This window comes from uncultured Thalassospira sp. (genome assembly GCF_963976115.1).
In the GTDB taxonomy this organism is placed as follows: Bacteria; Pseudomonadota; Alphaproteobacteria; order Rhodospirillales; family Thalassospiraceae; genus Thalassospira.
Window position 1 is genome coordinate 303,093 of the sequence record NZ_CAXBJJ010000006.1, and the last position, 23,428, is coordinate 326,520.

The window sequence follows — 23,428 nt, forward strand, 5'->3', positions numbered from 1 at the left end:
CAGAGGAAAGGCAAAGGAAGGCGTAGCCCCGTTGGGTCATCGCCTTCCACGACCACAAATGAAACCTCAAGATCTTGACACGATTCTAACTGAGTCGAATGCAACCTATATCGCGGAACTTTACGCCCGGTATCTGGAAAACCCCCAGTCGGTAGACCAGAGCTGGGCCGCGTTTTTTGCAGGGTTGCAGGACGACGCATCCGACCTCCTCGCTGAAATGCGCGGGCCGACCTGGCAACCACGGGAAACCAAGGTTGTTGGCGGCATGGAAGGTTACGACGTATCCCAGGGATACAGCGAACGTCCGGTCAATGGCGGTTACGCCCCGGTTGCGGCAAGCCCCGCATCCCAGGCGACAACCGTTAATTCCGATGCTATCCGGGCGGCCGCAAACGATTCAATTCGCGCCCTGATGCTGATCCGCTCCTATCGCGTGCGGGGTCATCTGGAAGCCAATCTTGATCCGCTGGGCCTTGCCCCGCGTGATCCCCATCCGGAACTGCATCCGAAAACCTATGGCTTCACCGAAGCCGATCTGGATCGTCCGGTTTTCATTGCCAATGTTCTTGGCCTTGAATCGGCAACCATCCGCCAGATCGTATCGATGGCCCGCAAAACCTATTGCGGCTCCATCGGTATCGAATTCATGCATATTCAGGAACCTGAACAAAAAGCATGGATTCAGCAGCGGATTGAAACCATCGGCAATCAGACCGAATTTACCACGCGTGGCAAAGAAGCCATTCTGGATCGCCTGATTGAAGCCGAAGGGTTTGAAAACTATTTGCACACCAAATATGTCGGCACCAAACGTTTTGGTATCGATGGTGGCGAAGCCCTGATCCCGGCCCTGGAACAGATCCTCAAACGCGGCAGCCAGCTTGGCATCCGCGAAGTTGTGTTTGGCATGCCCCACCGTGGCCGTCTGAACGTTCTGGCCAATGTCATGTCCAAACCGTTCCAGGCGATCTTCTCGGAATTCATGGGTAACCCGTCCAAACCCGACGATGTCATGGGTTCTGGCGACGTTAAATATCACCTTGGCACCTCTGCTGACCGTGAATTTGACGGCAATGTTGTTCACCTGTCGCTGACAGCGAATCCCTCGCACCTTGAAGCGGTTGATACCGTTGTCCTGGGCAAGGTTCGCGCCAAACAGGCACAGCGCAAGGACACGGCCCGCGAACAGGTTATGGGTATTCTGATGCATGGTGACGCGGCTTTTGCCGGTCAGGGCCTTGTTGCAGAAACCTTCGATCTGTCCCATCTGAAAGGCTATCGCACCGGCGGTACCATTCATTTTGTGGTCAACAACCAGATCGGCTTTACCACCAAACCGTCGGACTCGCGTTCTTCCCCCTATTGCTCCGACATCGCCAAAGTGGTTCAGGCCCCGATCATTCACGTCAATGGCGACGACCCTGAAGCCGTGGTACATGCAGCGCGCATCGCCACCGAATTCCGTCAGGAATTCAAACAGGATGTCGTGATTGACATGTTCTGCTATCGCCGCTTTGGTCACAACGAAAGCGACGAACCGGCATTTACCCAGCCCAAGATGTATGACGTGATCGGTAAACACCCGACCACGCGCGACATCTATGCCCAGCAGTTGATCAAAGAAGGCGTGTTCACCGAAGCGCAGGTCAAGGAACGCCACGAAAAATTCCACGCCTATCTGGACGAGGAATTCAAGGCATCCGAGAACTATCGCCCGAACAAGGCCGACTGGCTTGAAGGCAAATGGTCGGGTCTGGCATCAAGCCACGGCGAAGATGCAGACTGGATCGGCGAAACCGGTGTTGATGACAATCTGTTGCAGGAAGTTGGCCGGGCCATTTCGACCCCGCCCAGCGACCATGACATCAACCGGAAAATCCTGCGTCAGCTTAAAGCCAAGGCCAAAATGTTCGAGACCGGCGAAGGGATCGACTGGGCCACGGCCGAAGCACTGGCATTTGGGACCCTGATGTGCGAAGGCACCCCCGTTCGTCTGTCCGGTCAGGACAGCCAGCGCGGGACGTTTTCACAGCGTCATTCCAAACTGGTTGATCAGACCACCGAGGCCAAATACACCCCGCTGAACAATATCCGTACCGGCCAGGCCGAGCTTGAAGTTCTCAACTCGCCCCTGTCCGAAGCCGGTGTTCTCGGGTTTGAATATGGCATCACCCTGGCAGAACCGCATTCGCTGGTTCTGTGGGAAGCACAGTTTGGCGACTTTGCCAACGGTGCCCAGGTCATCATTGACCAGTTTATCAGTTCGGGCGAAGCCAAATGGCTGCGTATGTCCGGCCTGGTCATGCTGTTGCCGCATGGCTTTGAAGGTCAGGGACCGGAACACAGCTCGGCCCGTCTGGAACGGTATCTGCAGCTTTGTGGTGAAAACAACATGCAGGTGGCGAACTGTACCACCCCTGCAAACTATTACCACATCCTGCGCCGCCAGATCCGCCGCAGCTTCCGCAAGCCGCTGATCCTGATGACGCCGAAATCGCTGCTGCGTCACAAGCAGTGCGTATCGACCCTGTCCGAATTTTCGACCGGCACGACCTTCCAGCCTGTTTTGGCCGAAACCGCCAAACTGGTTGACGATAAAAAGGTCAAACGTGTCGTTCTGTGTTCGGGCAAGGTTTATTACGACCTGCTGGCAGAACGCGAAAACCGCGGGATCGAGGATGTTGCCATTGTGCGCGTCGAACAGCTTTACCCGTTCCCCGAAAAGGAACTGGGTGCCCAGTTGTCGCGTTACAGCAATGCCGATGTGATCTGGTGTCAGGAAGAACCCGAAAATATGGGTTCCTGGTACTTTGTCGATCGTCGGATCGAAAAAGTCCTGACCGGCATCAAGCACAAAACGTCCCGTCCGGTATATGTCGGTCGTTCTACGGCGGCTTCTCCGGCGACTGGCCTTCTCAAGATTCACCTGCGCGAGCAGGCCGAACTTGTTGATGCCGCACTCAGCGTCAAATGATTTCACAGACAGGCAGGGACCCTTCCCTGCCTGTCTGGTCTGATCTGGTCACAACATATTTTTATTTGAAATCGGCAGACCCACACTGCCTTTTTAAAAACGGTCGAGGAAAAAATGGCGACTGAAGTTAAAGTTCCCGCGTTGGGCGAATCTGTTAGCGAAGCCACCATTGCCAAATGGTACAAAAAAGTCGGTGACACTGTTGCTGCTGACGAACCGATTGTTGAACTTGAAACCGACAAAGTAACGGTTGAAGTCAACTCTCCGGTTGCTGGCGCAATTGCCGAACTGGTTGTTGGCGAAGGTGACGAAGTTGAAGTTGGCGCGCTGATCGCCATGATCACCGAAGGCGCTGCAGGTACGGCCGCCAGGGAAGAAGCTCCGGCGGAAGCCAAGGCTCCGGCCAAAGAAGAAGCTGCTCCGGCCCCCAAGGAAGAAGCCAAACCGGCGGCTCCGGCGGCGGCAAGCGCACCGGCAACCCAGTCCGCCAATACCGACCACCCGCTGGCCCCGGCTGTGCGCAAGCTGGTCGAAGACAACAACCTTGATGCCGCGAAAATCCCGGCATCGGGCAAAGATGGCCGCCTGACCAAGGGCGACGTTCTCGATTACCTTGAAGGTGGCAAACCGGCTCCGCGCGCCGCAGCAGCGGCCCCGGCAGCACCGGCAGGTCCGAAACCGCAACGTAACCTGCGGGACGACGAAGAACGCGTCAAAATGTCCAAGCTGCGCCAGACCATCGCGCGCCGCTTGAAAGAAGCCCAGAACACCGCCGCCATGTTGACGACCTATAACGAAGTCGACATGACCAACCTTCTGGCGTGCCGTAACAAATACAAAGACGGCTTTGAAAAGAAACACGGTGTGAAACTTGGTTTCATGTCCTTCTTCATCAAGGCCTGCACCACTGCGCTGAACGAATGGCCGGCGGTGAATGCCGAAATCGACGGCGATTCTTTCATCTACAAAAACTACTGCGACATCGGCGTTGCCGTTGGCACCCCGCAGGGTCTTGTGGTTCCAGTGATCCGTTCGGCTGAAAAGAAAACCTTTGCCGATCTGGAAAGCACCATTGTCGATTTTGGCAAGCGTGCACGTGACGGCAAGCTTGGCATGGACGAAATGACCGGCGGTTCCTTCACCATCTCCAACGGTGGTGTTTTCGGCTCCCTGCTGTCATCGCCGATCCTCAATGCGCCGCAGTCCGGTATTCTGGGCATGCACAAAACCCAGATGCGCCCGGTTGCCATTGATGGCAAGGTTGAAATCCGTCCGATGATGTATCTGGCACTGTCTTACGATCACCGTGTGATTGACGGTCGCGAAGCTGTTTCGTTCCTCGTCCGCGTCAAGGAATGCATCGAGAACCCGGAACGCATCCTGCTCGACATCTGATCAGACAAAAGGATCACTTACTCATGAGCGAGAACTACGACATTGTCGTGATCGGCGGCGGACCTGGCGGTTATGTATGCGCCATCCGCGCCGCACAGCTTGGTCTCAAGGTTGCCTGCGTTGAAAAACGCGGCACCCTGGGCGGCACCTGCCTGAATGTCGGGTGCATTCCGTCAAAGGCATTGCTGCATTCTTCGCACCTGTTTGAAGAAGCCGACAAGCATTTCGACATCCATGGCATCGACATCAACACCCCGAAGGTCAATCTTGAAAAGATGATGGCCCGCAAGGACAAGGTTGTTGATTCCAACGTCAAGGGCATCGAATTCCTGTTCAAGAAAAACAAGGTTACCTATGTCAAGGGTGCAGGCGAAATCGTCTCGGCAACCGAGGTTAAGGTTGCCCTGCTTGATGGCGGCGAAGAAACCCTGAGCGCTAAAAACATCGTCATTGCCACCGGCTCGGAAGTTACCCCGCTGCCCGGCGTTGCAATCGATGAAAAGCAGATTGTTTCCTCCACCGGTGCTTTGGAACTGTCGTCTGTTCCCAAAAAACTGGTTGTGATCGGTGCTGGTGTTATCGGCCTCGAACTGGGTTCGGTCTGGCGTCGTCTGGGGTCGGAAGTGACGGTTATTGAATATCTTGACCGTATCCTGCCCGGTATGGATGACGAATTGGCCAAACAGACCCAGCGCATTTTCGCCAAACAGGGGCTGAATTTCAAACTGGGTCACAAAGTGACCGGTGCGAAAACAGCCAAGGGCGGCGTCAAGCTCTCGGTTGAGCCCTCAAAGGGGGGGGATGCCGAAGAAATCAAGGCGGACGTTGTTCTGGTCGCCATTGGGCGTCGTCCGTTTATCACCGGTCTTGGCCTTGATAAAATTGGTGTTGAGCTGGATGATCGTGGTCGCGTTAAGACCGACGAATATTTCCAGACCAACATTCAGGGCGTTTTTGCCATTGGCGATGCCATTATCGGCCCGATGCTGGCCCATAAAGCCGAAGAAGACGGCGTGGCTCTTGCTGAAATGATCGCGGGCGAAGCTGGCCATGTCGATTACGGCAAAGTCCCCGGCGTTGTTTACACCTGGCCCGAAATTGCTGCGGTTGGCAAAACCGAAGAACAGCTTAAGGACGAAGGTGTCGACTATTCGGTTGGCAAATTCCCCTTCACCGCCAATGGCCGTGCCAAGGCCATGGAAAGCACCGAAGGTTTCGTCAAAATCCTGGAAGACAAAAAAACGCACCGCGTCGTCGGTTGCCATATTGTCGGCCCCGCTGCTGGCGACCTGATTGCCGAAGTGGTTCTGGCGATGGAATATGGCGCGTCTGCCGAAGATATTGCGCGCACCTGCCATGCCCACCCGGCACTGGGTGAATCGGTTAAAGAAGCCGCCATGGCTGCCGATGGCCGTGCCATCCACATGTAATTCACATCCCTTTCGGGTGTGTGACAGGTCAACGGCCGCTCCTTTTGGGGCGGCCGTTTTTTGTCGTCTGGTCCCTGCCTCCAGTCCCGCGTCATCTGATCTGCATGTCCGAAACAATTATTGGCAATCTTTGCCAATGACGATAATATTTAGTAATTGAATGGAGTTTCGACATGCCAACCAGAAATGTCAATTTGACCGACGATCAGGATGCCTTCGTTGAAAAGATGGTCAAGGCCGGAAAATACCAGAATGCCAGCGAAGCCATGCGCGATGCCGTGCGCGGATTGCAGCAACGCTGGAAAGAGGACGAGTTGAAACTGGAACTGCTGCGCAAAAGCATTCATGACGGCATTGCCGATCTTGAGAACGGCGATTACAAAGATATGGACGATGTGGACCTTGAAGGCTGGCTCGCCCACCCTGGAAAAACCACCAGCAAACCTGCCGGAGCCTGATCCTTGGCAGCGCAGTACAGGCTTACGATGTCGGCCAGAACCGACATCAACGCCCTTCTCGATGAAAGTACGCGCCAACACGGGCAGGACGCACGCAACCGTTACGCCGCCTTACTTCTGGCGGCACTCCGCAGGATCGCCAAAAACCCCGAAGGCGGTGCAACATCGGCAAGACCGGAATTACACCCTAACGTTCGAAGCTTCCACATCCATCATAGCCGCACCGAAAGCAACGCCGCCCCGATCAGCAATCCGGTACATGTAACTTTCTACCGCACCACCGAACCGAGCATCGTTGAGATCATCCGCATCCTGCATGACCGGATGGAACCAAGTCGCCACTTTGAAGTTGCTACGAATCACAAGACATGAACGAGAAAAAGAGACGACAATGGCGCAACTAAACGAGCAAAAAGCCGCCCAACGGTTAATCAGATCAAAGGAGCGCGTCGCGGACCACGGGGAAGTATTTACGCCAACTTGGCTGGTTGAGGCGATGCTCGACCTTGTTAAGGATGAGTCCGAACGCATCGACTCCCGCTTTCTGGAACCTGCCTGTGGCAGCGGTAATTTTCTGGTTCATGTCCTGCAACGGAAGCTTGCCGCCGTCGAAATCAAGTGCGGAAAATCCGATTTTGAAAAGAACCACTATGCGCTTCTCGGACTAATGTGCATCTATGGCATCGAACTTCTAGCTGACAACATGATCGAATGCCGCGTCAACCTCATTGAAATTTTTGCAGATTATCTAAGACTGAATCCGTCAGATAACCTCTACCGTGCTGCATTGGCGGTGCTATCAATCAACCTTGTTCAGGGTGATGCGCTAACCATGAAAACGCATGATGGCGAACCAATTTCATTCGCCGAATGGGGCTATCTTGGCAAAGGAAAGTTCCAGCGGCGTGATTTCCGCCTCGATGTGCTCACCGGATCATCCGCTTTCAGCGCCGAAGGCACCCTGTTCGCTCATCTTGGCAAACATGAAATCTTCAAACCGATCAGGACCTACCCAACAATGACGGTGAACACACTGGCAGCTGCCTACGAAAATGTACCGGAGGAAGCCAAATGAGTCTGCAAGCCAGCTTTACCTTGCGTGGCAGAAACCCGGATGTACTGACCTGCATCGCGAATCTGTCGAACGACGAGGTATTCACACCTCCCGAATTTGCCAACCAGATGCTCGACACCTTGACCGAAGCATGGGCAGCTGACCACAACGGCGAGAACCTCTGGACTGACAAGAAGGTGCGGTTCCTCGACCCATTCACCAAGAGCGGCGTGTTTTTACGAGAAATCACCAAGCGGCTGACGGAGGGCTTGAAAGACGAGATACCGGACCTGCAGGATCGCGTCGACCACATTCTAAACCAGCAGGTGTTCGGTATTGGCATCACCCATCTTACCAGCTTGCTCGCGCGCCGTAGCCTCTATTGCTCGAAACACGCCAACGGTGAGCACTCTGTTGCAAGAAGTTTCAAGAACGACGCCGGAAATATTTGGTTTGAACGTACCGAGCACAAGTGGGCGGAAGGCAAATGCAAATTTTGCGGCGCAAGCCAAGCATCGCTCGACCGAGGAGATGACCTCGAGACTCACGCTTACGCATTCATTCATACCGACAACATCAAGTCTCGGATCGCCGAGCTCTTCGGAGGCGACATGCATTTCGACGTAATCATTGGAAACCCGCCTTATCAATTGAACGACGGCGGACATGGAACAAGTGCAGCCCCAATCTACCAGAAGTTCGTTGAGCAGGCCAAAAATCTTGAGCCGCGATATTTGACAATGGTTATACCGTCCCGCTGGTTCTCTGGCGGGAAAGGTCTCGATGATTTTCGAGAGTCGATGCTATCTGATAATCGTTTGCGTTCGATTGACGATTATCTCAGCGCCGCAGATGTTTTCCCAGGTGTGGGCTTGAAAGGTGGCGTTTGTTATTTTCTTTGGGATAACGAGAACCTAGGGCCTTGCCGCGTCGCCACCCATTTCAAAGACTGGCCCATATCAGAGACAACACGCCCACTTCTGGAGAAAGGTACGGATATTTTCATCCGATTCAATGAAGGCGTATCAATTCTTCGCAAGGTCATTGCCCAAGAAACAGGGCAAGACACGATCTTGTCATTACCAGATGATCTACGTTTTGATCGGCTAGTTAGTTCGCGGAAACCTTTTGGGCTTGAGACAAAATTTAAAGGAACGGCCAAAAAGCGTAGTGACGACGACCTCACTATCTACCAAAACGGCGGTATAGGCTATGTAGCTCGGAATTCGATCTCCACAGGTAGCGGTGTGATCGATACGTGGAAGATATTTGTTGGTCGCGCCGCACCTGGCACAGGAAACAGAGACACCTATCCCCACCGCATCATCAGCACGCCATTCGTTGCAGGACCCGGCACGATTTCTTCCGAAACCTATCTATGTATCTCCCCTTTTGAAACCCAAGAAGATGCCGAAAATGCTTTATCATATCTGTCATGCCGCCTGACACGTCTTCTAGTTCTGCTTCATAAGCCCTCTCAAGATACAACACGCAAAGTGTATACGTTTGTCCCTGTCCAGAGCTGGAAAAAACGTTGGACGGATGCGGACCTTTACGCAAAATATAATCTAAACGCCGAAGAAATAGCTTTCATCGAGAAAATTGTTCGCCCTATGGATTTGAAGAGTGACTTGTTCGGTGAAATCTTGGTGGACGAAGATGAATAAGCACTCCATCAAGGAAATCCTCGCCCCCAAACCTGAAGCCCGACCACGCATCTACGCTTATTCGATTGCGGATGAAGCACACGCTGGTCTTCTGAAGGTCGGACAAACGACACGCGATGTGAAACAGCGGATCGCCGAGCAGGTCAAGACCGCTGCTATAAAGAACTATCAGATCGAATTGGACGAACCGGCGGAGCGTGACGACGGAACCGTGTTTAGCGATCGAGAAGTGCGCGCTACTCTGATCCGGAAGGGCTTCCAAAACATTGAACTGGAATGGATGCGATGCTCAGTTGCGGACGTACGTACCGTGCTTACCGAACTGCGCACTGGGAAGAAGTTCAGCGGAACGCATCATCAAACATTTTCCATGCGTCGAGAGCAGGCAGAAGCGGTTAACGTCACGCATGCCTATTTTCATTCGCGTTGGGCGGAAGACATGCATGCGGTTCCGCGATTCCTCTGGAACGCGAAAATGCGCTTTGGCAAGACGTTCACCTCCTACCAACTGGCCAAAAAGCTTGGCGCGAAGCGGGTTCTAGTCGTCACCTTCAAACCGGCAGTCGAGGATGCATGGCAGACGGACCTTGAAAGCCATGTGGATTTTGACGGTTGGCAATACCTATCAAAATCATCGGGTGGCGACCCGACACAGATTGATCGCAACAAGCCTGTTGTTTATTTCGGTTCTTTTCAGGACCTGCTTGGCCGTGACACGGCTGGAAACATCAAGGCGAAAAACGCGTGGCTCCATAAAGAAAACTGGGACCTCGTGGTGTTTGATGAGTATCATTTCGGCGCGTGGCGTGAGACTGCCAAGGAACTGTTCGAGGGCGAAGATGAAGCGGTCTTTAAGAAAGAAACCAAGCTTGAATACGCCACTGATCTGGATGGGGTAAACGAGGATCTGAACGTTCTGTCGCAGAAGGAAACCGAGTTCCTTCCCATCACCACCAAGGCCTATCTTTATCTCTCCGGCACGCCGTTCAAGGCATTGGCGACGGGTGAGTTTATCGAAGAACAAATCTTCAACTGGACCTATACAGACGAACAGCGTGCCAAGGCCGGTTTTGTCGCCAAGAACCCCGGCGAATGGAACCCTTATGGCGCACTGCCACAAATGCGTCTGTTGACCTACCAGATGCCCGACGAACTTGTAGCAGTCGCGAGCGCAGGTGAATTCGACGAGTTCGATCTCAACGAGTTTTTTGCTGCCAACGGCACAGGCGACGCGGCGCAATTCAAGCACAAAAACGACGTTCAGAAGTGGCTGGACATCATCCGGGGGCAGTACGCAGCAAAAGCTGTTGAGAGCCTTAAGACAGGCACCAGGCCTCCGTTTCCATATTCAGACGTTCGCTTGCTGCCCTATCTGCAGCATTCCTTCTGGTTCCTGCCCAATGTGGCGGCGTGCCATGCAATGGCAAAACTCCTCACTGAGAAGCACAACACCTTTTGGCGCGAATACGATATCGCCGTTGCCGCCGGTGCGTCGGCAGGGATCGGTCTTGACGCCCTGCCGCCCGTGCGCAAAGCCATTGGAAGCGGGTTCGACACCAAGACAATTACCCTCTCATGCGGCAAGCTCACCACGGGAGTCACGGTAAAACAGTGGACATCCATTCTGATGCTTCGCAATCTGAAGTCACCAGAAACCTATTTTCAGGCTGCGTTCAGGGTCCAATCACCTTGGTCCATCAAGAACCCGAACGGCGACAACCCTAACGAAGAGGAAATCCTGAAACCCGTCTGTTTCGTTTTCGACTTTGCGCCAACGCGCGCCTTACGGCAGCTTTCGGAATACGGGATAGGCCTTTCACCCAATGAATCGAACCCGGAAAATGCAGTAAAGGATCTGGTATCCTTCCTGCCGGTACTGGCCTACGACGGCGCGAACATGACCCAAATCGACGCAGGCGGTATTCTCGACATCGCGATGGCAGGCACGTCGGCAACATTGCTGGCGCGCAAGTGGGAAAGCTCGCTGCTGGTCAACGTTGACAACGATACCTTGCGCCGGATTATGGATACTCCCGAAGCGATGTCCGCAGTTGAACGCATAGAAGGTTGGCGTGCGCTGGGTGATAAGATCATCGAAACCATCATCAACAAGAGCGACAAAGTCAAAGCTCTCAAGGACAAAGCACAGGGTGGCGAATTATCCGCCAAAGAAAAGAAAGAACTGACGGACGAGGAAAAGGAATACAAATCAAAACGAAAGCTCGTTCAGGAAAAGCTGATAAAATTCGCGACAAGAATTCCTGCCTTCATGTATCTGACGGACTTCCGCGAAAATACACTCCGGGACGTGATCACCAAGCTGGAACCGGACCTGTTTCATGCCGTTACAGGCCTAACGGTCGCCGACTTCCATCTGCTTGTCCGCCTTAAGGTTTTTAACACCGAGCGTATGAACGAAGCCGTCTTTGCATTCCGCCGTTATGAGGATGCGTCGCTACGTTACACGGGTATTGAAAGTCACGAGGGCCTGTCACACTACGGACTTTACGATACAGTTGTAGCTCGGGAATAACAGATATGACTCAAGCTTAGCAGCAGATGTCTGATTGTGATGATACCCCTAGCAGATTGGCCCACAAAAAAGGGGGAATACGACCAAAATCGTATCCCCCTTTTCAAACAAGGCAAAATGCAAAAAGAGACGATTATGTTGACGCCTTTGCGGCCTCGGCCATCCAGTCAACAACCATCGCGGCAATTTCCGCGCTGTTATCATCCATCATGGGAACATGGCTGTTACCCCGGATGCCCATCCTGGGAAGGTCCATTTCCGTCGTTTGTTTTCCGGCATCTGACAGAACCTGACGGTACTGATCGGTCGCCGTGCGATATTTTTTCCACGACGGCACGTCGTCGATAAAATCGCCCCACATAAACATATGCGGAATATCACCAATGCGGGCGACATCTTCCGGCGTCAGGCGCGGCGCACCGGCGGGTTCAATAACCACAACAGATCGCACCAGATGCGGCACCCGTTTCACCATATTCAGGGCAAACCAGCCCCCCTGGCTATGGGCGACCAAATGAACCGGGCCAACCTTTTCCAACGCCGCCTGATAGGCGGCCAGCGTCATTTCGTCATGTGTCGTCCAACGTGGCACCAACTGGGATGCCAGGGCATCAAACCCCGCAACCGGGAAACGCTGCCCGGCATAGGGAATACGGTCATCATAGGATGCACGCGCCCCAACCCGATACATGCTCCAGGCTTCTTCCTTGGTGCGAAAAACCGGCCCGGTGTCATAAATTTGCGGATAGGGCGACCATGATGCCCGTCCGCGTTCAACGGCATCGGTCACAATCACATTGTAACCCGCCTGTAAAAACAGCCACTGCCACCCCGGACGCCCGTCGGGGGTGGTTTCCCAGGTCACGCCGGTCATCGCTCCGCCATGCCAAAACATAACCGGGGCCTCATGGCGCGGTTCGGCAAGTGTGACACAGTTGGCATACAACTGACCGGTCACATAGGATCCGTTCAGGTCCACCTCGCGCGACATACCCTCGCCCGCAACGCGCATAACAAACCGGGGCTGGTCGCTGAGCTCAACGGTTTCCCCACCAATGTGAAAACTGCTGATTTCGGAAACCACAACATTTCGGGGCGTTATTTTTGCAACAGGTACATTCATGATTGTGTCTCTGCCCCAATATCCGACGCGGCAATATCATCAGGGTTCAGCGCAATCAGCCGCACACGGACAGATGTATCGAACTTTTCGGCAAGATAGCGACAAATCGCATCCGCACAGGCCTTTCTAACAGGGGCCGGGCGGCTTTCAGAGGCGCGGTGATCCATTCGGACCAGCAAGGCACACCCGGTTACCGCGCCAAATGCCGGTACAAACATGATTTGTTCCGTGCCAGGACGCGGTGCGAGATGTTTATGAATAATCGCCAATAAATTTTCGGCGGTATTCGTGGCATCAAGGCTGACTTTTTCAACCAGTTCAGGACTAACAGTGACGGTCAATATTGGCATATCGCGGATTTTTCCAGTTAACGACCATAAGCCAGCTCAGGCAGCCACAGGCTGATCTGCGGCACGAAGGTCACAATCAGAAGCAAAAACATCAGGATCAGGACAAAAGGCAGGGTCCCGCGAATGACAGTTGCCATTCGTTCCCCTGAAATGTTCTTGAGGATAAAAAGATTAAGACCCACCGGCGGTGTGAGCAGGGCCAGTTCCATATTAAGGACAACCACCAGACCGAAATGAACCGGATCAATCCCCAGATGGCCGATAATCGGCAGGACCAGCGGGACAAAAATCAGAATGACCGAAATCACCTCGAGGAACATACCCAGGACAAACATGATCGCGTTTGCCAAAAGCAGGAATTGCCAGGCATTCAGGCCCCATTCGGTTACCATTGTCGCAATCGAACGGGTCACACCGGCACTGGTCAACCAGTGACCAAAAGCCAGGGCCGACAGAATGATAACAATAATGACAGCAGTCTGGCGGATCCCTTCGGACAGAACATCGGGAATGTCGCGCAGCGGTACTTCACGATAGACAAACACGCTCACGATGATTGCGGCAAAGGCAGCAACCCCGGCGGCCTCGGAAACGGTCACGAACCCGGTGTAAATACCGCCTAATACCACAAGCGGAATAAACAGGGCCGGAACGGCATCACGGCAACATTTCATCACCTCGGCCCAGCTCATGTCATCTTCAAGCGGCAATTTGTTTTTGCGCGAATACCAGATGATATAGGCAACAAACAACGCACCCTGAAGCAAACCAGGGATCACGCCAGCCAAAAACAGACGGGGAACCGATGCCTCGGCAATCAGGCCGTAAATCAGCAATGGCAAACTGGGCGGAATAAGAATACCCAAAGTTCCGGCAGCGCCCACCGTACCAACCGAAAAGCTGGCCGGATATTTACGGCTTGCCATGGTCGGGATAAGGGCCGTGCCCATGGCCATGGCCGTTGCCACCGATGACCCGCAAATCGCGGCAAAAAACGTTGTCGCAATAACGCATACAATCGCCAGACCGCCACGATTTCGCCCGGCAATGGTGCTGGCAAAATTAATCAGCGCCCGGGTAATACCGCCGCGTTCCATAAAGGTGGCAGCAATCACAAACAGCGGCACCGCAACCAGGGTCTGCGAATTCATTTCATTGGCAAACTGCTGCGCCAGCGAGATCAGCGGCACGCCGTCAACCAGCCAGCCGATAACAGCAAGAGAGCCAAGAACAAGGTAAATAGGGACCCCGGCCAGCAGCATCACAAAGAACAGCGCCAGCATTAACCAGATAATCATAAGAAATTTGTCCGTTAATCAGCTCGTCAACGAGGACGACCGGCTTTCGCTCAGGCGGGTGATCAAAAGCATCACATAACGCAGCAGCGAAAATCCGTAGCCAAATGGCACAGCAAGATAAAAAATCCACATCGGAAAGCTCAGCGAACTGTCACTGATTTCACCGAACCGCAGGCCAAATTGCACCACATCGATCCCTGCCTTGAGGATGATCGCGCAAAAAACAATTCCGACCAGCAAAACAAGGATTTCAAGCACCTTGCGCATTCTGCGAGAAAACAGGTCAACCACCAGGTCAGCACGAACGTGTTTATCCTGTGCGGCAAGCGAAGGCAGACTTAACATCGTCGCCCAGCCCACCAGATAGACCGTCACCTCCGCCCCCCAATCCGGCAAATAGGCCGGTGCCAGATAGCGAAGAACCGTCTCTCCCACGATCAGGATAATCGCCATAATGGCCATTATCCCGATCAGGAATTTCTCAACACATTTAAGAACGTTCGAGACCCGGTATACGAAATTAAGAATGTTCACGTTCTGCTCCGTACCCGGTTCAGGAATTTACTGTGCGGCGGCAATCGCGGCTTGTGCCCGGGCGATGAAATCCTTGTCCATGTCAAGTTCATCAACGATTTCGGGTTGGGCCTTCATCAGTTTCTCACGCATTGCGGCCAAATCTTCTGGCTTGGCATCAATGGTTTCAATACCATGTTCGGCATTGGTTTTACGGGCGTCAATCTGGGCCTGGGCGGCAACATCACGCACCTGGTCAACCATGTTTTCCCAGGTGTCGCGCATCAGATTTTGTAAATCTTCCGGCAATTTCGACCATGCAGCCTGGCTCATAATTGGCACATATTCAATAAAGGCCTGCTTGTCTTCATAGGCGTATTTGATGCCTGCATCCCACAATTTCGAGCTGGCAACCGATTCCTGCGTTGCCCAAATGGCCGAAACCACATCGGTCTGCAATGCCTGTGGCACATCAGACCAGGCAATTTGAACGGGATTTGAGCCAAACACACGATAGCGCGCCAATGTTGCCGCACCGCCCGGAACACGAACAATCTTGTCCTTGAAGTCGTCAGGCGATTTAATCGGAACATCGGTGGTAAAAGCGGTACCATAGCCAAGATCAAACGGACGACCCAGTACAACTACACCCAGCTTGTCTTCAATCCGCTGGTTCAACTCCTTGCCAATGTCACCATCGACAATCTTGTAAATGACATCCTTGCTTTGCCCGTAAAACATCGGCAACAACAACATCCCGGCTTCCGGAACATATTTGGAAAGATGCTGATGTGCCGGGGCGGCCATATCAATGGCACCTTGCGCCACCGCCGTTGCCACCATCGGCCCCTTGTATTTCGAAGCCGAGTCAAACACCCGCATTTCAAGCCGCCCGCCCGACTTTTCGTTCAGGGCTTCGGCGAATTTACGAAATGACACGTTCCGCACATGGTTGGGTGACGTATCAAGCGACACATCAATGGTATATTCGGCGGCATGTGCCTGTGGCAGCAATGTCGCGCCAATCAGCGCGGCAGCGGTAAAAAGTGCTGAAATCTTCATTAATCTGTTCCCTCCTGATGTGGCTATTGTTGATTTTTAGCCACATGAACGCTAGCACCGCACCCATTAAAAGAGTAATATATAATTTCAAATCACCCATACATAAAAGTTATATGTCAGCGGCAGAACACAGATGAAACAGGCCCAACATCTTCTAAACCTGCCACGATTGGCCGCATTTGTTGCGATTTGCGAAGAAGGCAGTCTTAGCAAGGCATCTCATCGTCTGGGCATTGCGCAGCCTGCATTAAGCACCATGATCAAGAAAATCGAGGATGATCTGGGTGTGCCGATTTTAACACGCCATGCGCGCGGGTCAGTCCCCACTGCCGCCGGGCGCGTCCTGCTTAAAAGTGCCTATGAAATGCTGGGCATCGCAGAAGCCACCCTTGAAGAAATCGGCACCACCAGTTCCGACCCCGAAGGCGAGGTTGCCATTGGACTGCCCGCAGCAACCTCGATGGTTCTGGCCGTACCGCTGATCAAGCATTTGCGAAAATGCCTACCCAAGGTTTCCCTGCGGGTTGTTGAAACCTTTTCCGGTTATTTATGGAACTGGCTTCAAGACGGCAATCTTGATGTTGCGGTGACGTTTGATCGGGTTTCCATCCCCGAAATCGTCTGCCTGCCCCTGTGCAAGGAAGACCTGTTCCTGATCGGTAATTCCAACCTTTTAAAAAGCGCGCCGAACCATATAACCCCCCACAATCTGTATAAATTCCCCCTGATCCTGCCCTCACGCATTCACGGCATCCGTGGCAAGGCCGAAGCCTTTGCTGCATCGGGCAAAGGTTTGGACATTCGGATGGAAATTGACGCCAGTACACATCTGGTAAAACTGATTGCCGCAGGCGAAGGATTTGGGCTTTTGGCAAAATGTGCCGTAACCGACGAACTGGCACAAAAAACCGTTCGTGCCATTCCACTTGAACCCAGTCTTTCACGGCAGGTTTCGCTGGGTATTCGCCGTATCAAAATGCAAAACCCGGTCGTCGCCCGCGTGGTTGAGGAAATGCAACATATCAGCGCCGATCTAATCCATGCGGGCACATGGCCCACCAGCGACACCTGAAAACCGCGTTCAAGCCATATATGACCCAAACGTAAATTATTCCAACGCGCCCGACGGCGACCAGAAATTCCCTGACAACACCAACAAACACAGTAACGTCACGCTATCCTCGTAATAGTCCATATGACGGTCGCGGATATTGGCATACATATCATTCAGCCATTCCTGCCCATCAGGCAGCAACATGGATGCCACCGCCATTGGCGCAACAAACAAGGTACTGTTTTCGGTTTCATAGGGAAGCGGTAACCCGCTTAGCAAATATCCGGACTGAATTTTGCCCGGGTCGCCTTTAACCCGTATGCGCATCCACCTTGCCATATGTCGGGCAATGGTTGCAGCCTTTGGATCATGTTCCAACAAGGCATCGCTGGCCAAGCGCCAGGGCACGCGGGCTGCATTAAAATAATATGCACCATCATAATACCCCTCCAGATAGTTCGGCGGCGCGGCATGGACGGTGCCATCGGGTTCGACAAGGACAAAATCGGGCAGCAACCCGGTCCGCGGCGAAACCTCCTGTTGCAGCGCGCTGGCAACATCAAGCACCCGATTTCGCACCTTCGCCCAAAGCAGATCACCCGTTGCCCGACCAAAGGCGGCAAAATGACCGGGCATAAAATCTGACGGGCGCGTTCCCCATTGATCATATTCCGCGCCGTTCGGAACCACCCAGTCGCCCAGCAAAGGCAACAAACTGTCCGGTCCAATTGTGCTTTCTGCAAGTCCCGCAATCACATCGCGCGCAGCCTGCAAATAAGCCGGGTCCTGCCACTGATCTGCGGCTAATAACAGGGCGAAGGCAATGTCGGCATCACCATCAAAAGCATTGTCGTTTCCCTTGGGGTCTGGCGGAATTTGCCATCCCATCAGGCGCGGGTCTCCATCGCTTGGCCATTGCCGGGCAAAGCGCCACATGCCATCAAACAGGGCCTTGGCATCGGTGGTGGCATCGCGGTCCGCCCCGGCCATCAGGGCGGTGATGATCATGCCATATCCCTGCCCTTCCGACACGGTGCGCCCGGCTTGATCATGACCAAAGGTCACCCGGTATTGCGGGGCATCGCCGTTTGCGCCTTCAACCTTGCGCACATAATCGGCTTTCCATTGCTGGTAAAATTCCACAACATCCGCGTCGCGTTCTTCTGCGGGCCAGCGCGACGGAAACAGCGCACCAGTGCCATAGGATTGATGCTGGGGAAAAGGACGCAGGGCCGTCTCGGCCGCCTGCGCGCCTGCGATCAGACCACGGCCAGAAACAATGAAGGCACCGGTTATGATCATCGCCATCGCAAAATTGCGGTTAAAATCGGCTTTCATTTAACCCCTTTATCTGCAATCCCGCGTGACCATCTGGCTCATTATATGCTTAATAAACATTATTATCCTGTCTTTGGAGCTTTGCCATGACTTTATCAATCGGACTTGTCGCCCACGACCGTCGCAAACGCGAAATGGCTGACTGGCTGGAAACCCACAAGCACCAGTTTGCCACTGCCCGCATATTTGCCACCGGCACCACCGGCCGCGTGCTTTTGGAACGCTTTCCCGATCTTGATATTTTTCCCTTGAAAAGTGGCCCGTTTGGCGGCGATCAACAACTGGGTTCCATGATTGCGCAGGGCGAAATACAGGCCATGTTTTTCTTTACCGATCCGATGACACCCCAACCCCACGATGTTGATGTGCGCGCCTTGATCCGGTTGGCAAACATGTATGAAGTGCCGATTGCATGCAATCGCAGCACCGCCGACCTTTTAATCAGCAACCCGAAATTCGAGGAAATCTGCGAGCTTTATCGCGGCCATTCCCCCGAACAGGATTTTGCCGATTACACCAATCGCAAGGTCTGAACCGGCGCGCGCATTCCGGGATCGTAAAAATACCATCCAGAAATGCGCTGCAAACCTCCTTGAGCGGTCACCCGCCGCTACCAGCTGGCAACTTCAAGGATGGCATCGGCAAAGTCATTCGGCGCTTCCTGTGGCAGGTTGTGCCCGATCTTGCCCGCAAGCGTCCGATGCCGGTATTTGCCGGAAAATTTATTGGCATAAGCTTCGGGTGCCGGATGGGGCGCGCCATTTGCCGCGCCTTCAAGCGTTATTGTCGGAATATTAATCACCGGCATGGTGGCAAGTTTTGCTTCAAGCGCGTTATATTTTGCCTCGCCCGTGGCCGTACCCAAACGCCAGCGGTAATTGTGAATGACGATTTCCGCATGATCGGGGTTTTCAAATGATTGGGCCGTGCGCGCGAATGTCACGTCGTCAAAATCCCATTGCGGCGATGCCAGTTTCCAGATCAGTCTGTTGAAGTCATCGCGGTTGGTTTCATAGCCGATGCGCCCGCGCTCGGTCGCGAAATAAAACTGATACCACCATGCCAGTTCGGCCTTGGGTGGCAACGGCATCTGATTCCCCGCCTGGCTTCCGATCAAATAGCCGCTGACCGATACCATCGCCTGACAGCGTTCCGGCCAAAGGGCCGCCATGATATTTACGGTCCGCGCGCCCCAGTCAAAGCCACCGACAATGGCACTTGCAATGCCAAGCGCATCCATCAGGGCAATCATATCAACCGCAAAAACCGATTGCTGCGCATTTCGGACGGTGTCGGCGGAAACGAAACGTGTCGCGCCATAACCCCGCAGATAGGGCACAATCACCCGGTATCGGGCATCGGCAAGGCGTGGTGCGACCTCGGCAAAGCTGAAGATGTCATAGGGCCAGCCATGCACCAGCAGGACCGGCCTGCCGTCCTTCGGCCCCATTTCCGCATAGGCGATTTTCAAGTCGCCTGCGATGACGGTGTGCAGGGCGGTGAACGCGTCGGGAATGGTGCCTGCGATTGCCGCTTTGGCACTGTTTCCGAACGTCACAAACTGGCTTGCCGCAAGGGCCGCAGTCGCCGAAAGGATCAGACTTCGCCGGTTTTTGTTGATCGGTTCAACAGGGGTGTTGTCAGTCATTTTGGGGTTTCCTGTAATGTCTGCCGCCTGGAATCTAGCGGCCAATACCGGTTGATGTAGAGGCGGTCGGGAAAAGCGACATGTTTGCAATGTCCTGCGGGTCGGTGTCCCACGCGCATGGCCACGCGGCGAGCGCAGCCACCGCCAGCACAATCACCATTTTGCGCATCCTGCTTCTCCTTATTTAATTATCTTGATAAATATTATTACGATAATTAAATTGGACGCAACCATTTTTTGTTTGATCATAATCATTATCTTGATAAATTAATTGTGATCAGAGGGAGAAACCGGACATGCGATCAGATACTGCCAGGTTGGCCGACTTCATGTGCTTCACGGTCTATTCGACCAACCTCGCCTATTCACAGGTTTACAGACCGGTTCTTGAACAGCTTGGCCTGACCTATCCGCAATACATCACCATCATCACCCTGTCGGAAAAAGACGGTCAGTCGATCAAAAGTCTGAGCGAAAAACTGTTCCTGGAACCCAGCACGATTACCCCGATGGTTAAACGTCTTGAAGCAATGGGTTATGTCACCCGCACCCGTGACATTCATGACGAACGCAGCGTTCTTGTCAGCCTGACCGAAGAAGGCCGCCTTCTGCGCGAAAAGGGGTTGGGATTTGGTGCGAAAACCGTAGCGGCATCCGGCCTTTCTGCCGATGAGTTCAGGATGCTGCAAAAGGCAATTGCAAAGCTTCGCGACAACCTGATCACATCGGCAGAACAGGGCTGATCATCCCGCAACCTGTCAGTTGATCAAAAGCACCGGCTCGTCGCGATAAAGCTCGGGGAAAACCTCTTTGAACTTGTCGATTTTGGGCTGCTCGAACAGCGCGATATAGGGCTGTGTCAGATGGTTATAAAGATAGTTCTGGTGATAGGCCTCGGCCGGGTAAAAAACCTTTCCCGGTTCGATGCGTGTGGCAATTTTGCTGCCAAAAACCCGGGCCCCGTCCAGTTGCGCAATATAGTCATGGCTGACTTTGCCCTGCGCGTCATCGGTCGGGAAAATGGCGGAACGATACTGGGTGCCAACATCCTGCCCCTGCCGGTCAAGCTGTGTCGGGTCATGTGCGACCGAGAAGAAGATCTGTAACAGCTGCCCATAACTCACCACATTCGGGTCAAAAACCACCTGAACGGCTTCAGCATGGCCGGTTCGCCCGGTTTCGGTCTGCTCATAGGTCGCGGTTTTGGCACCGCCACCGATATAGCCCGACACAACCCGCGTCACGCCCGTGACATGCTGGAAAATGCCCTGCATGCCCCAAAAACATCCCCCGGCAAAAACCGCCGTTTGGGAACTGCCCCGATCCTCGATATCCGTGACCGGCGGCGGGATCAGTACCGGTTTGCTGATGGCCGGTGCATTGCGGATCACAACAACCGCAATCGCCGCCAGCACAAGCGCGCCTGCGCTTAAAACCTTCCAGCCTGTTCTGTTCCTGAACATCTTTGTATCATCCAATTTAATTATCAACATAATAAATATGACGATAATTAAATTGATCTCGTAATGGCGATTTGTCCAGCCGCAAATACGCCGGGAAAATTCAAGTGTGTGTGAATGCCACGCGACATGCCGGGTCGCCCGCAGCACTCTCAATCCAAGCGGTTAAGCATCTTTGCGAAACGGGCATATCTGCATCCCGATGAATTATCGCCTTGATGATGCGACAAGGTTCTGAATTCATGTATTCTTTACTGGCAGGCCATTCACCAGTCGGCCTGCCCTATCCAGTGCCCCACATCAAACTGATGCGACCGCCCCATGCAACTCGCCTATGACCTGATCGCCGCCATTTTTCCGATCTTTGCTGCCATCATTGTTGGCGCAATCCTGAAAAAATACCTGATCCAAAGTGGCGAGGTTTGGGCGGGAATTGACCGGTTGACATATTATTTACTGTTACCGGCCCTGTTAATGATCGGCATTTACCATGCCGATTTCAGCACCGGCCATGCCGGCACCGCCGTTGTCATCACCATGGCAGCCACATTGGTGCTCGCCGCCATCATGTTGATATTTCGCCGTGTCATCACCAAAAACACGCCGCTCTTTACCTCGATATTTCAGGGATCGGTCCGCTATAACAGTTATGTTTTATTAGCCGTTGCCGAAGCGCTGTTTGGCCGCGACGGGCTGGCACTGGCGATTGTGTTTATTGCCGTGATGGTGATTGTCACCAATATTCTGGCTGTGGTTGTGCTAAATGCCCTTAATGGCCGGGGCGGCAATTTTAAACGCATTGCCATGGGGCTGGCCAAAAACCCCATCATTCTGGCCGCCGGGGCCGGGGCGGTTTTAAACATCGCCAACATTCACATCCCGTTGCCGATTGAAAACACCGCATCCCTGCTTAAAACTGCGGCCCTGCCGCTGAGCCTGCTGTCGGTTGGGGCGGGGCTTAAATTTGTGCTCGACCGCCATTCGCTGGGCGCAATCGCCTTTAGCAATGTGGTCAAACTGGCCTTGCTGCCGTTAATCACCGGCATTGCCCTGCACCTTGCCGGTATTAACGGCATGGTGCTGGCAATGGGGGTTTTATATTCGGCTATGCCGTGCGCCGGGAATGCCTATATCCTGGCCCGGCAATTAGGGGGCGATGCCGATGTCATGGCCTCAATCGTCACCATCGAAACCTTGTTCTCCGCCTTCACCATTTCCGTTATCGCCGCCATACTGACTGTCAATTGAGGCCCGGTGCGGGGCAAAATCGCCGTCATAGCCACAGGCGACCAATGCATCGCGCATCAGTTCGGGCGGCGGGGCATCGACCACAATCGGGTCGCGTTCGGCGTGAAACGGCACCACAATCCGCCGTGATAACAAATGCAAGGTGGGCGGGGCCCCAAAAACAGGGGCCTTGCCGGTGCCATAAAACGGGTCGCCAATCACGGGGAAACCGATATGGTCCAAATGCACACGTAACTGGTGGGTCCGCCCGGTATGGGGGACCAGTTCCAGCCATGTCATGCCCTCTGCACGGCCCAGCACCCGGTATTCGGTGCGTGATTCCTGGCCGCTATCATCAACCACCATACGCCAGCCGCTTTCATCATTAAACTTGGCAATTGGCGCATCAATAAAGCCATGATCATCGGGCACGGTACCACGCACCACCGCCCAATAGGCCTTGTCGATTTTCTTTTCGGTAAACAGCCGGGTGATTTTTTTCGATGACTTGGCATGGCGGCATAACAGCAAACATCCTGCCGTATCGCGGTCCAGCCGGTGGGCCAGGGTCGGGATAGAGGCAATGCCAAACGTCAGATCGGGCAAATAGGCATCAACGTGAAAATAGGTTTTTGGCCCCCCGTGCGATGCCAGCCCCGGCGGCTTGTTGAGAATAATCACATTTGAATCGCGGTGCAAAACACAGGCGATCAGGTCTTCGGCAATGGGATGGGCCATAAAACAGTCACTTCCTGACGGGGCAAATTAACAAACAAACGAGCAAGCAAAACCGGACAAACCCTGACGGGGATTGATCCGGCATCCTTAAAACTTCGTAGGGAAT

The 23,428-nt window shown here is 53.7% G+C and carries 22 protein-coding genes; 12 read left to right on the plus strand and 10 right to left on the minus strand.

The features are described 5' to 3' along the window. Window positions 1–58 precede the first annotated feature (58 nt). From AAC086_RS09875 to AAC086_RS09910, 8 genes are all read left to right on the plus strand, one after another. Window positions 59–2,974: a 2-oxoglutarate dehydrogenase E1 component gene (locus AAC086_RS09875; RefSeq protein ID WP_339778321.1), complete on the plus strand. Its 2,916-nt coding sequence runs from the start codon at window positions 59–61 to the stop codon at window positions 2,972–2,974. Between the two features lie 114 nt (window positions 2,975–3,088). Beyond that, a complete protein-coding gene (gene odhB / locus AAC086_RS09880; protein ID WP_339778323.1) occupies window positions 3,089–4,369 on the plus strand; it encodes a 2-oxoglutarate dehydrogenase complex dihydrolipoyllysine-residue succinyltransferase in 1,281 nt (426 codons plus the stop codon). A gap of 23 nt (window positions 4,370–4,392) precedes the next feature. Further along, window positions 4,393–5,799, plus strand: a complete 1,407-nt coding sequence (gene lpdA, locus AAC086_RS09885) for a dihydrolipoyl dehydrogenase (RefSeq protein WP_339778325.1) — start codon at window positions 4,393–4,395, stop codon at window positions 5,797–5,799. Window positions 5,800–5,972: 173 nt separating this feature from the next. Further along, window positions 5,973–6,257, plus strand: coding sequence for a type II toxin-antitoxin system ParD family antitoxin (locus AAC086_RS09890; protein WP_339778327.1), 285 nt, complete (start codon window positions 5,973–5,975; stop codon window positions 6,255–6,257). Window positions 6,258–6,260: 3 nt separating this feature from the next. Continuing rightward, window positions 6,261–6,629: a type II toxin-antitoxin system RelE/ParE family toxin gene (locus AAC086_RS09895; RefSeq protein WP_339778329.1), complete on the plus strand. Its 369-nt coding sequence runs from the start codon at window positions 6,261–6,263 to the stop codon at window positions 6,627–6,629. A gap of 19 nt (window positions 6,630–6,648) precedes the next feature. After that, window positions 6,649–7,332, plus strand: coding sequence for a DNA methyltransferase (locus tag AAC086_RS09900; protein ID WP_339778330.1), 684 nt, complete (start codon window positions 6,649–6,651; stop codon window positions 7,330–7,332). Further along, a complete protein-coding gene (locus tag AAC086_RS09905; protein WP_339778331.1) occupies window positions 7,329–8,978 on the plus strand; it encodes an Eco57I restriction-modification methylase domain-containing protein in 1,650 nt (549 codons plus the stop codon). Before AAC086_RS09900 ends, AAC086_RS09905 begins: the two co-directional genes overlap by 4 nt. Continuing rightward, on the plus strand, window positions 8,971–11,511 hold the full coding sequence (locus tag AAC086_RS09910; RefSeq protein ID WP_339778333.1) for a DEAD/DEAH box helicase family protein: 2,541 nt from the start codon (window positions 8,971–8,973) through the stop codon (window positions 11,509–11,511). The genes AAC086_RS09905 and AAC086_RS09910 overlap by 8 nt, the downstream gene beginning before the upstream one ends. A gap of 133 nt (window positions 11,512–11,644) precedes the next feature. Here the strand turns inward: AAC086_RS09910 and AAC086_RS09915 are convergent, their stop codons facing one another. From AAC086_RS09915 to dctP, 5 genes are read right to left on the minus strand one after another with little or no spacing between them, the layout of a single operon-like run. After that, window positions 11,645–12,634: an alpha/beta fold hydrolase gene (locus AAC086_RS09915; protein WP_339778335.1), complete on the minus strand. Its 990-nt coding sequence runs from the start codon at window positions 12,632–12,634 to the stop codon at window positions 11,645–11,647. Further along, on the minus strand, window positions 12,631–12,984 hold the full coding sequence (locus AAC086_RS09920) for a hypothetical protein (protein ID WP_339778337.1): 354 nt from the start codon (window positions 12,982–12,984) through the stop codon (window positions 12,631–12,633). The genes AAC086_RS09915 and AAC086_RS09920 overlap by 4 nt, the downstream gene beginning before the upstream one ends. A 17-nt stretch (window positions 12,985–13,001) precedes the next feature. Further along, window positions 13,002–14,282, minus strand: a complete 1,281-nt coding sequence (locus AAC086_RS09925; protein ID WP_339778339.1) for a TRAP transporter large permease — start codon at window positions 14,280–14,282, stop codon at window positions 13,002–13,004. A gap of 18 nt (window positions 14,283–14,300) precedes the next feature. Further along, a complete protein-coding gene (locus tag AAC086_RS09930) occupies window positions 14,301–14,816 on the minus strand; it encodes a TRAP transporter small permease (protein WP_339778341.1) in 516 nt (171 codons plus the stop codon). Between the two features lie 27 nt (window positions 14,817–14,843). Next, complete coding sequence (gene dctP, locus AAC086_RS09935; protein WP_339778343.1) at window positions 14,844–15,857, minus strand: TRAP transporter substrate-binding protein DctP; 1,014 nt, start codon at window positions 15,855–15,857, stop codon at window positions 14,844–14,846. Window positions 15,858–15,990: 133 nt separating this feature from the next. Here dctP and AAC086_RS09940 point away from each other — a divergent pair, with 133 nt between their 5' ends. Then, window positions 15,991–16,929, plus strand: coding sequence for a LysR family transcriptional regulator (locus AAC086_RS09940; RefSeq protein ID WP_339778345.1), 939 nt, complete (start codon window positions 15,991–15,993; stop codon window positions 16,927–16,929). Between the two features lie 36 nt (window positions 16,930–16,965). On the opposite strand, the gene AAC086_RS09945 is transcribed toward AAC086_RS09940, so the two are convergent. Further along, window positions 16,966–18,249, minus strand: a complete 1,284-nt coding sequence (locus AAC086_RS09945; protein ID WP_339778347.1) for a glycosyl hydrolase family 8 — start codon at window positions 18,247–18,249, stop codon at window positions 16,966–16,968. Between the two features lie 86 nt (window positions 18,250–18,335). Between AAC086_RS09945 and AAC086_RS09950 the strand changes: the two genes are divergently transcribed. Beyond that, on the plus strand, window positions 18,336–18,782 hold the full coding sequence (locus AAC086_RS09950; protein WP_339778349.1) for a methylglyoxal synthase: 447 nt from the start codon (window positions 18,336–18,338) through the stop codon (window positions 18,780–18,782). A gap of 77 nt (window positions 18,783–18,859) precedes the next feature. Here the strand turns inward: AAC086_RS09950 and AAC086_RS09955 are convergent, their stop codons facing one another. Next, the gene (locus AAC086_RS09955) at window positions 18,860–19,897 is read right to left on the minus strand and encodes an alpha/beta hydrolase (RefSeq protein WP_339778350.1); all 1,038 of its coding nucleotides are present in this window, start codon (window positions 19,895–19,897) and stop codon (window positions 18,860–18,862) included. A gap of 34 nt (window positions 19,898–19,931) precedes the next feature. Then, window positions 19,932–20,066: a hypothetical protein gene (locus AAC086_RS09960; RefSeq protein ID WP_339778352.1), complete on the minus strand. Its 135-nt coding sequence runs from the start codon at window positions 20,064–20,066 to the stop codon at window positions 19,932–19,934. A gap of 127 nt (window positions 20,067–20,193) precedes the next feature. On the opposite strand from AAC086_RS09960, the gene AAC086_RS09965 reads away from it, so the two are divergent. Further along, window positions 20,194–20,640: a MarR family transcriptional regulator gene (locus AAC086_RS09965; RefSeq protein WP_339778353.1), complete on the plus strand. Its 447-nt coding sequence runs from the start codon at window positions 20,194–20,196 to the stop codon at window positions 20,638–20,640. Between the two features lie 15 nt (window positions 20,641–20,655). On the opposite strand, the gene msrA is transcribed toward AAC086_RS09965, so the two are convergent. Then, window positions 20,656–21,360: a peptide-methionine (S)-S-oxide reductase MsrA gene (msrA, locus tag AAC086_RS09970; protein ID WP_339778354.1), complete on the minus strand. Its 705-nt coding sequence runs from the start codon at window positions 21,358–21,360 to the stop codon at window positions 20,656–20,658. Window positions 21,361–21,678: 318 nt separating this feature from the next. Between msrA and AAC086_RS09975 the strand changes: the two genes are divergently transcribed. Further along, the gene (locus tag AAC086_RS09975; protein WP_339778356.1) at window positions 21,679–22,605 is read left to right on the plus strand and encodes an AEC family transporter; all 927 of its coding nucleotides are present in this window, start codon (window positions 21,679–21,681) and stop codon (window positions 22,603–22,605) included. Here the strand turns inward: AAC086_RS09975 and AAC086_RS09980 are convergent. Then, window positions 22,531–23,322, minus strand: a complete 792-nt coding sequence (locus AAC086_RS09980; protein WP_339778358.1) for an RNA pseudouridine synthase — start codon at window positions 23,320–23,322, stop codon at window positions 22,531–22,533. The genes AAC086_RS09975 and AAC086_RS09980 overlap by 75 nt on opposite strands. Window positions 23,323–23,428: the final 106 nt, after the last annotated feature.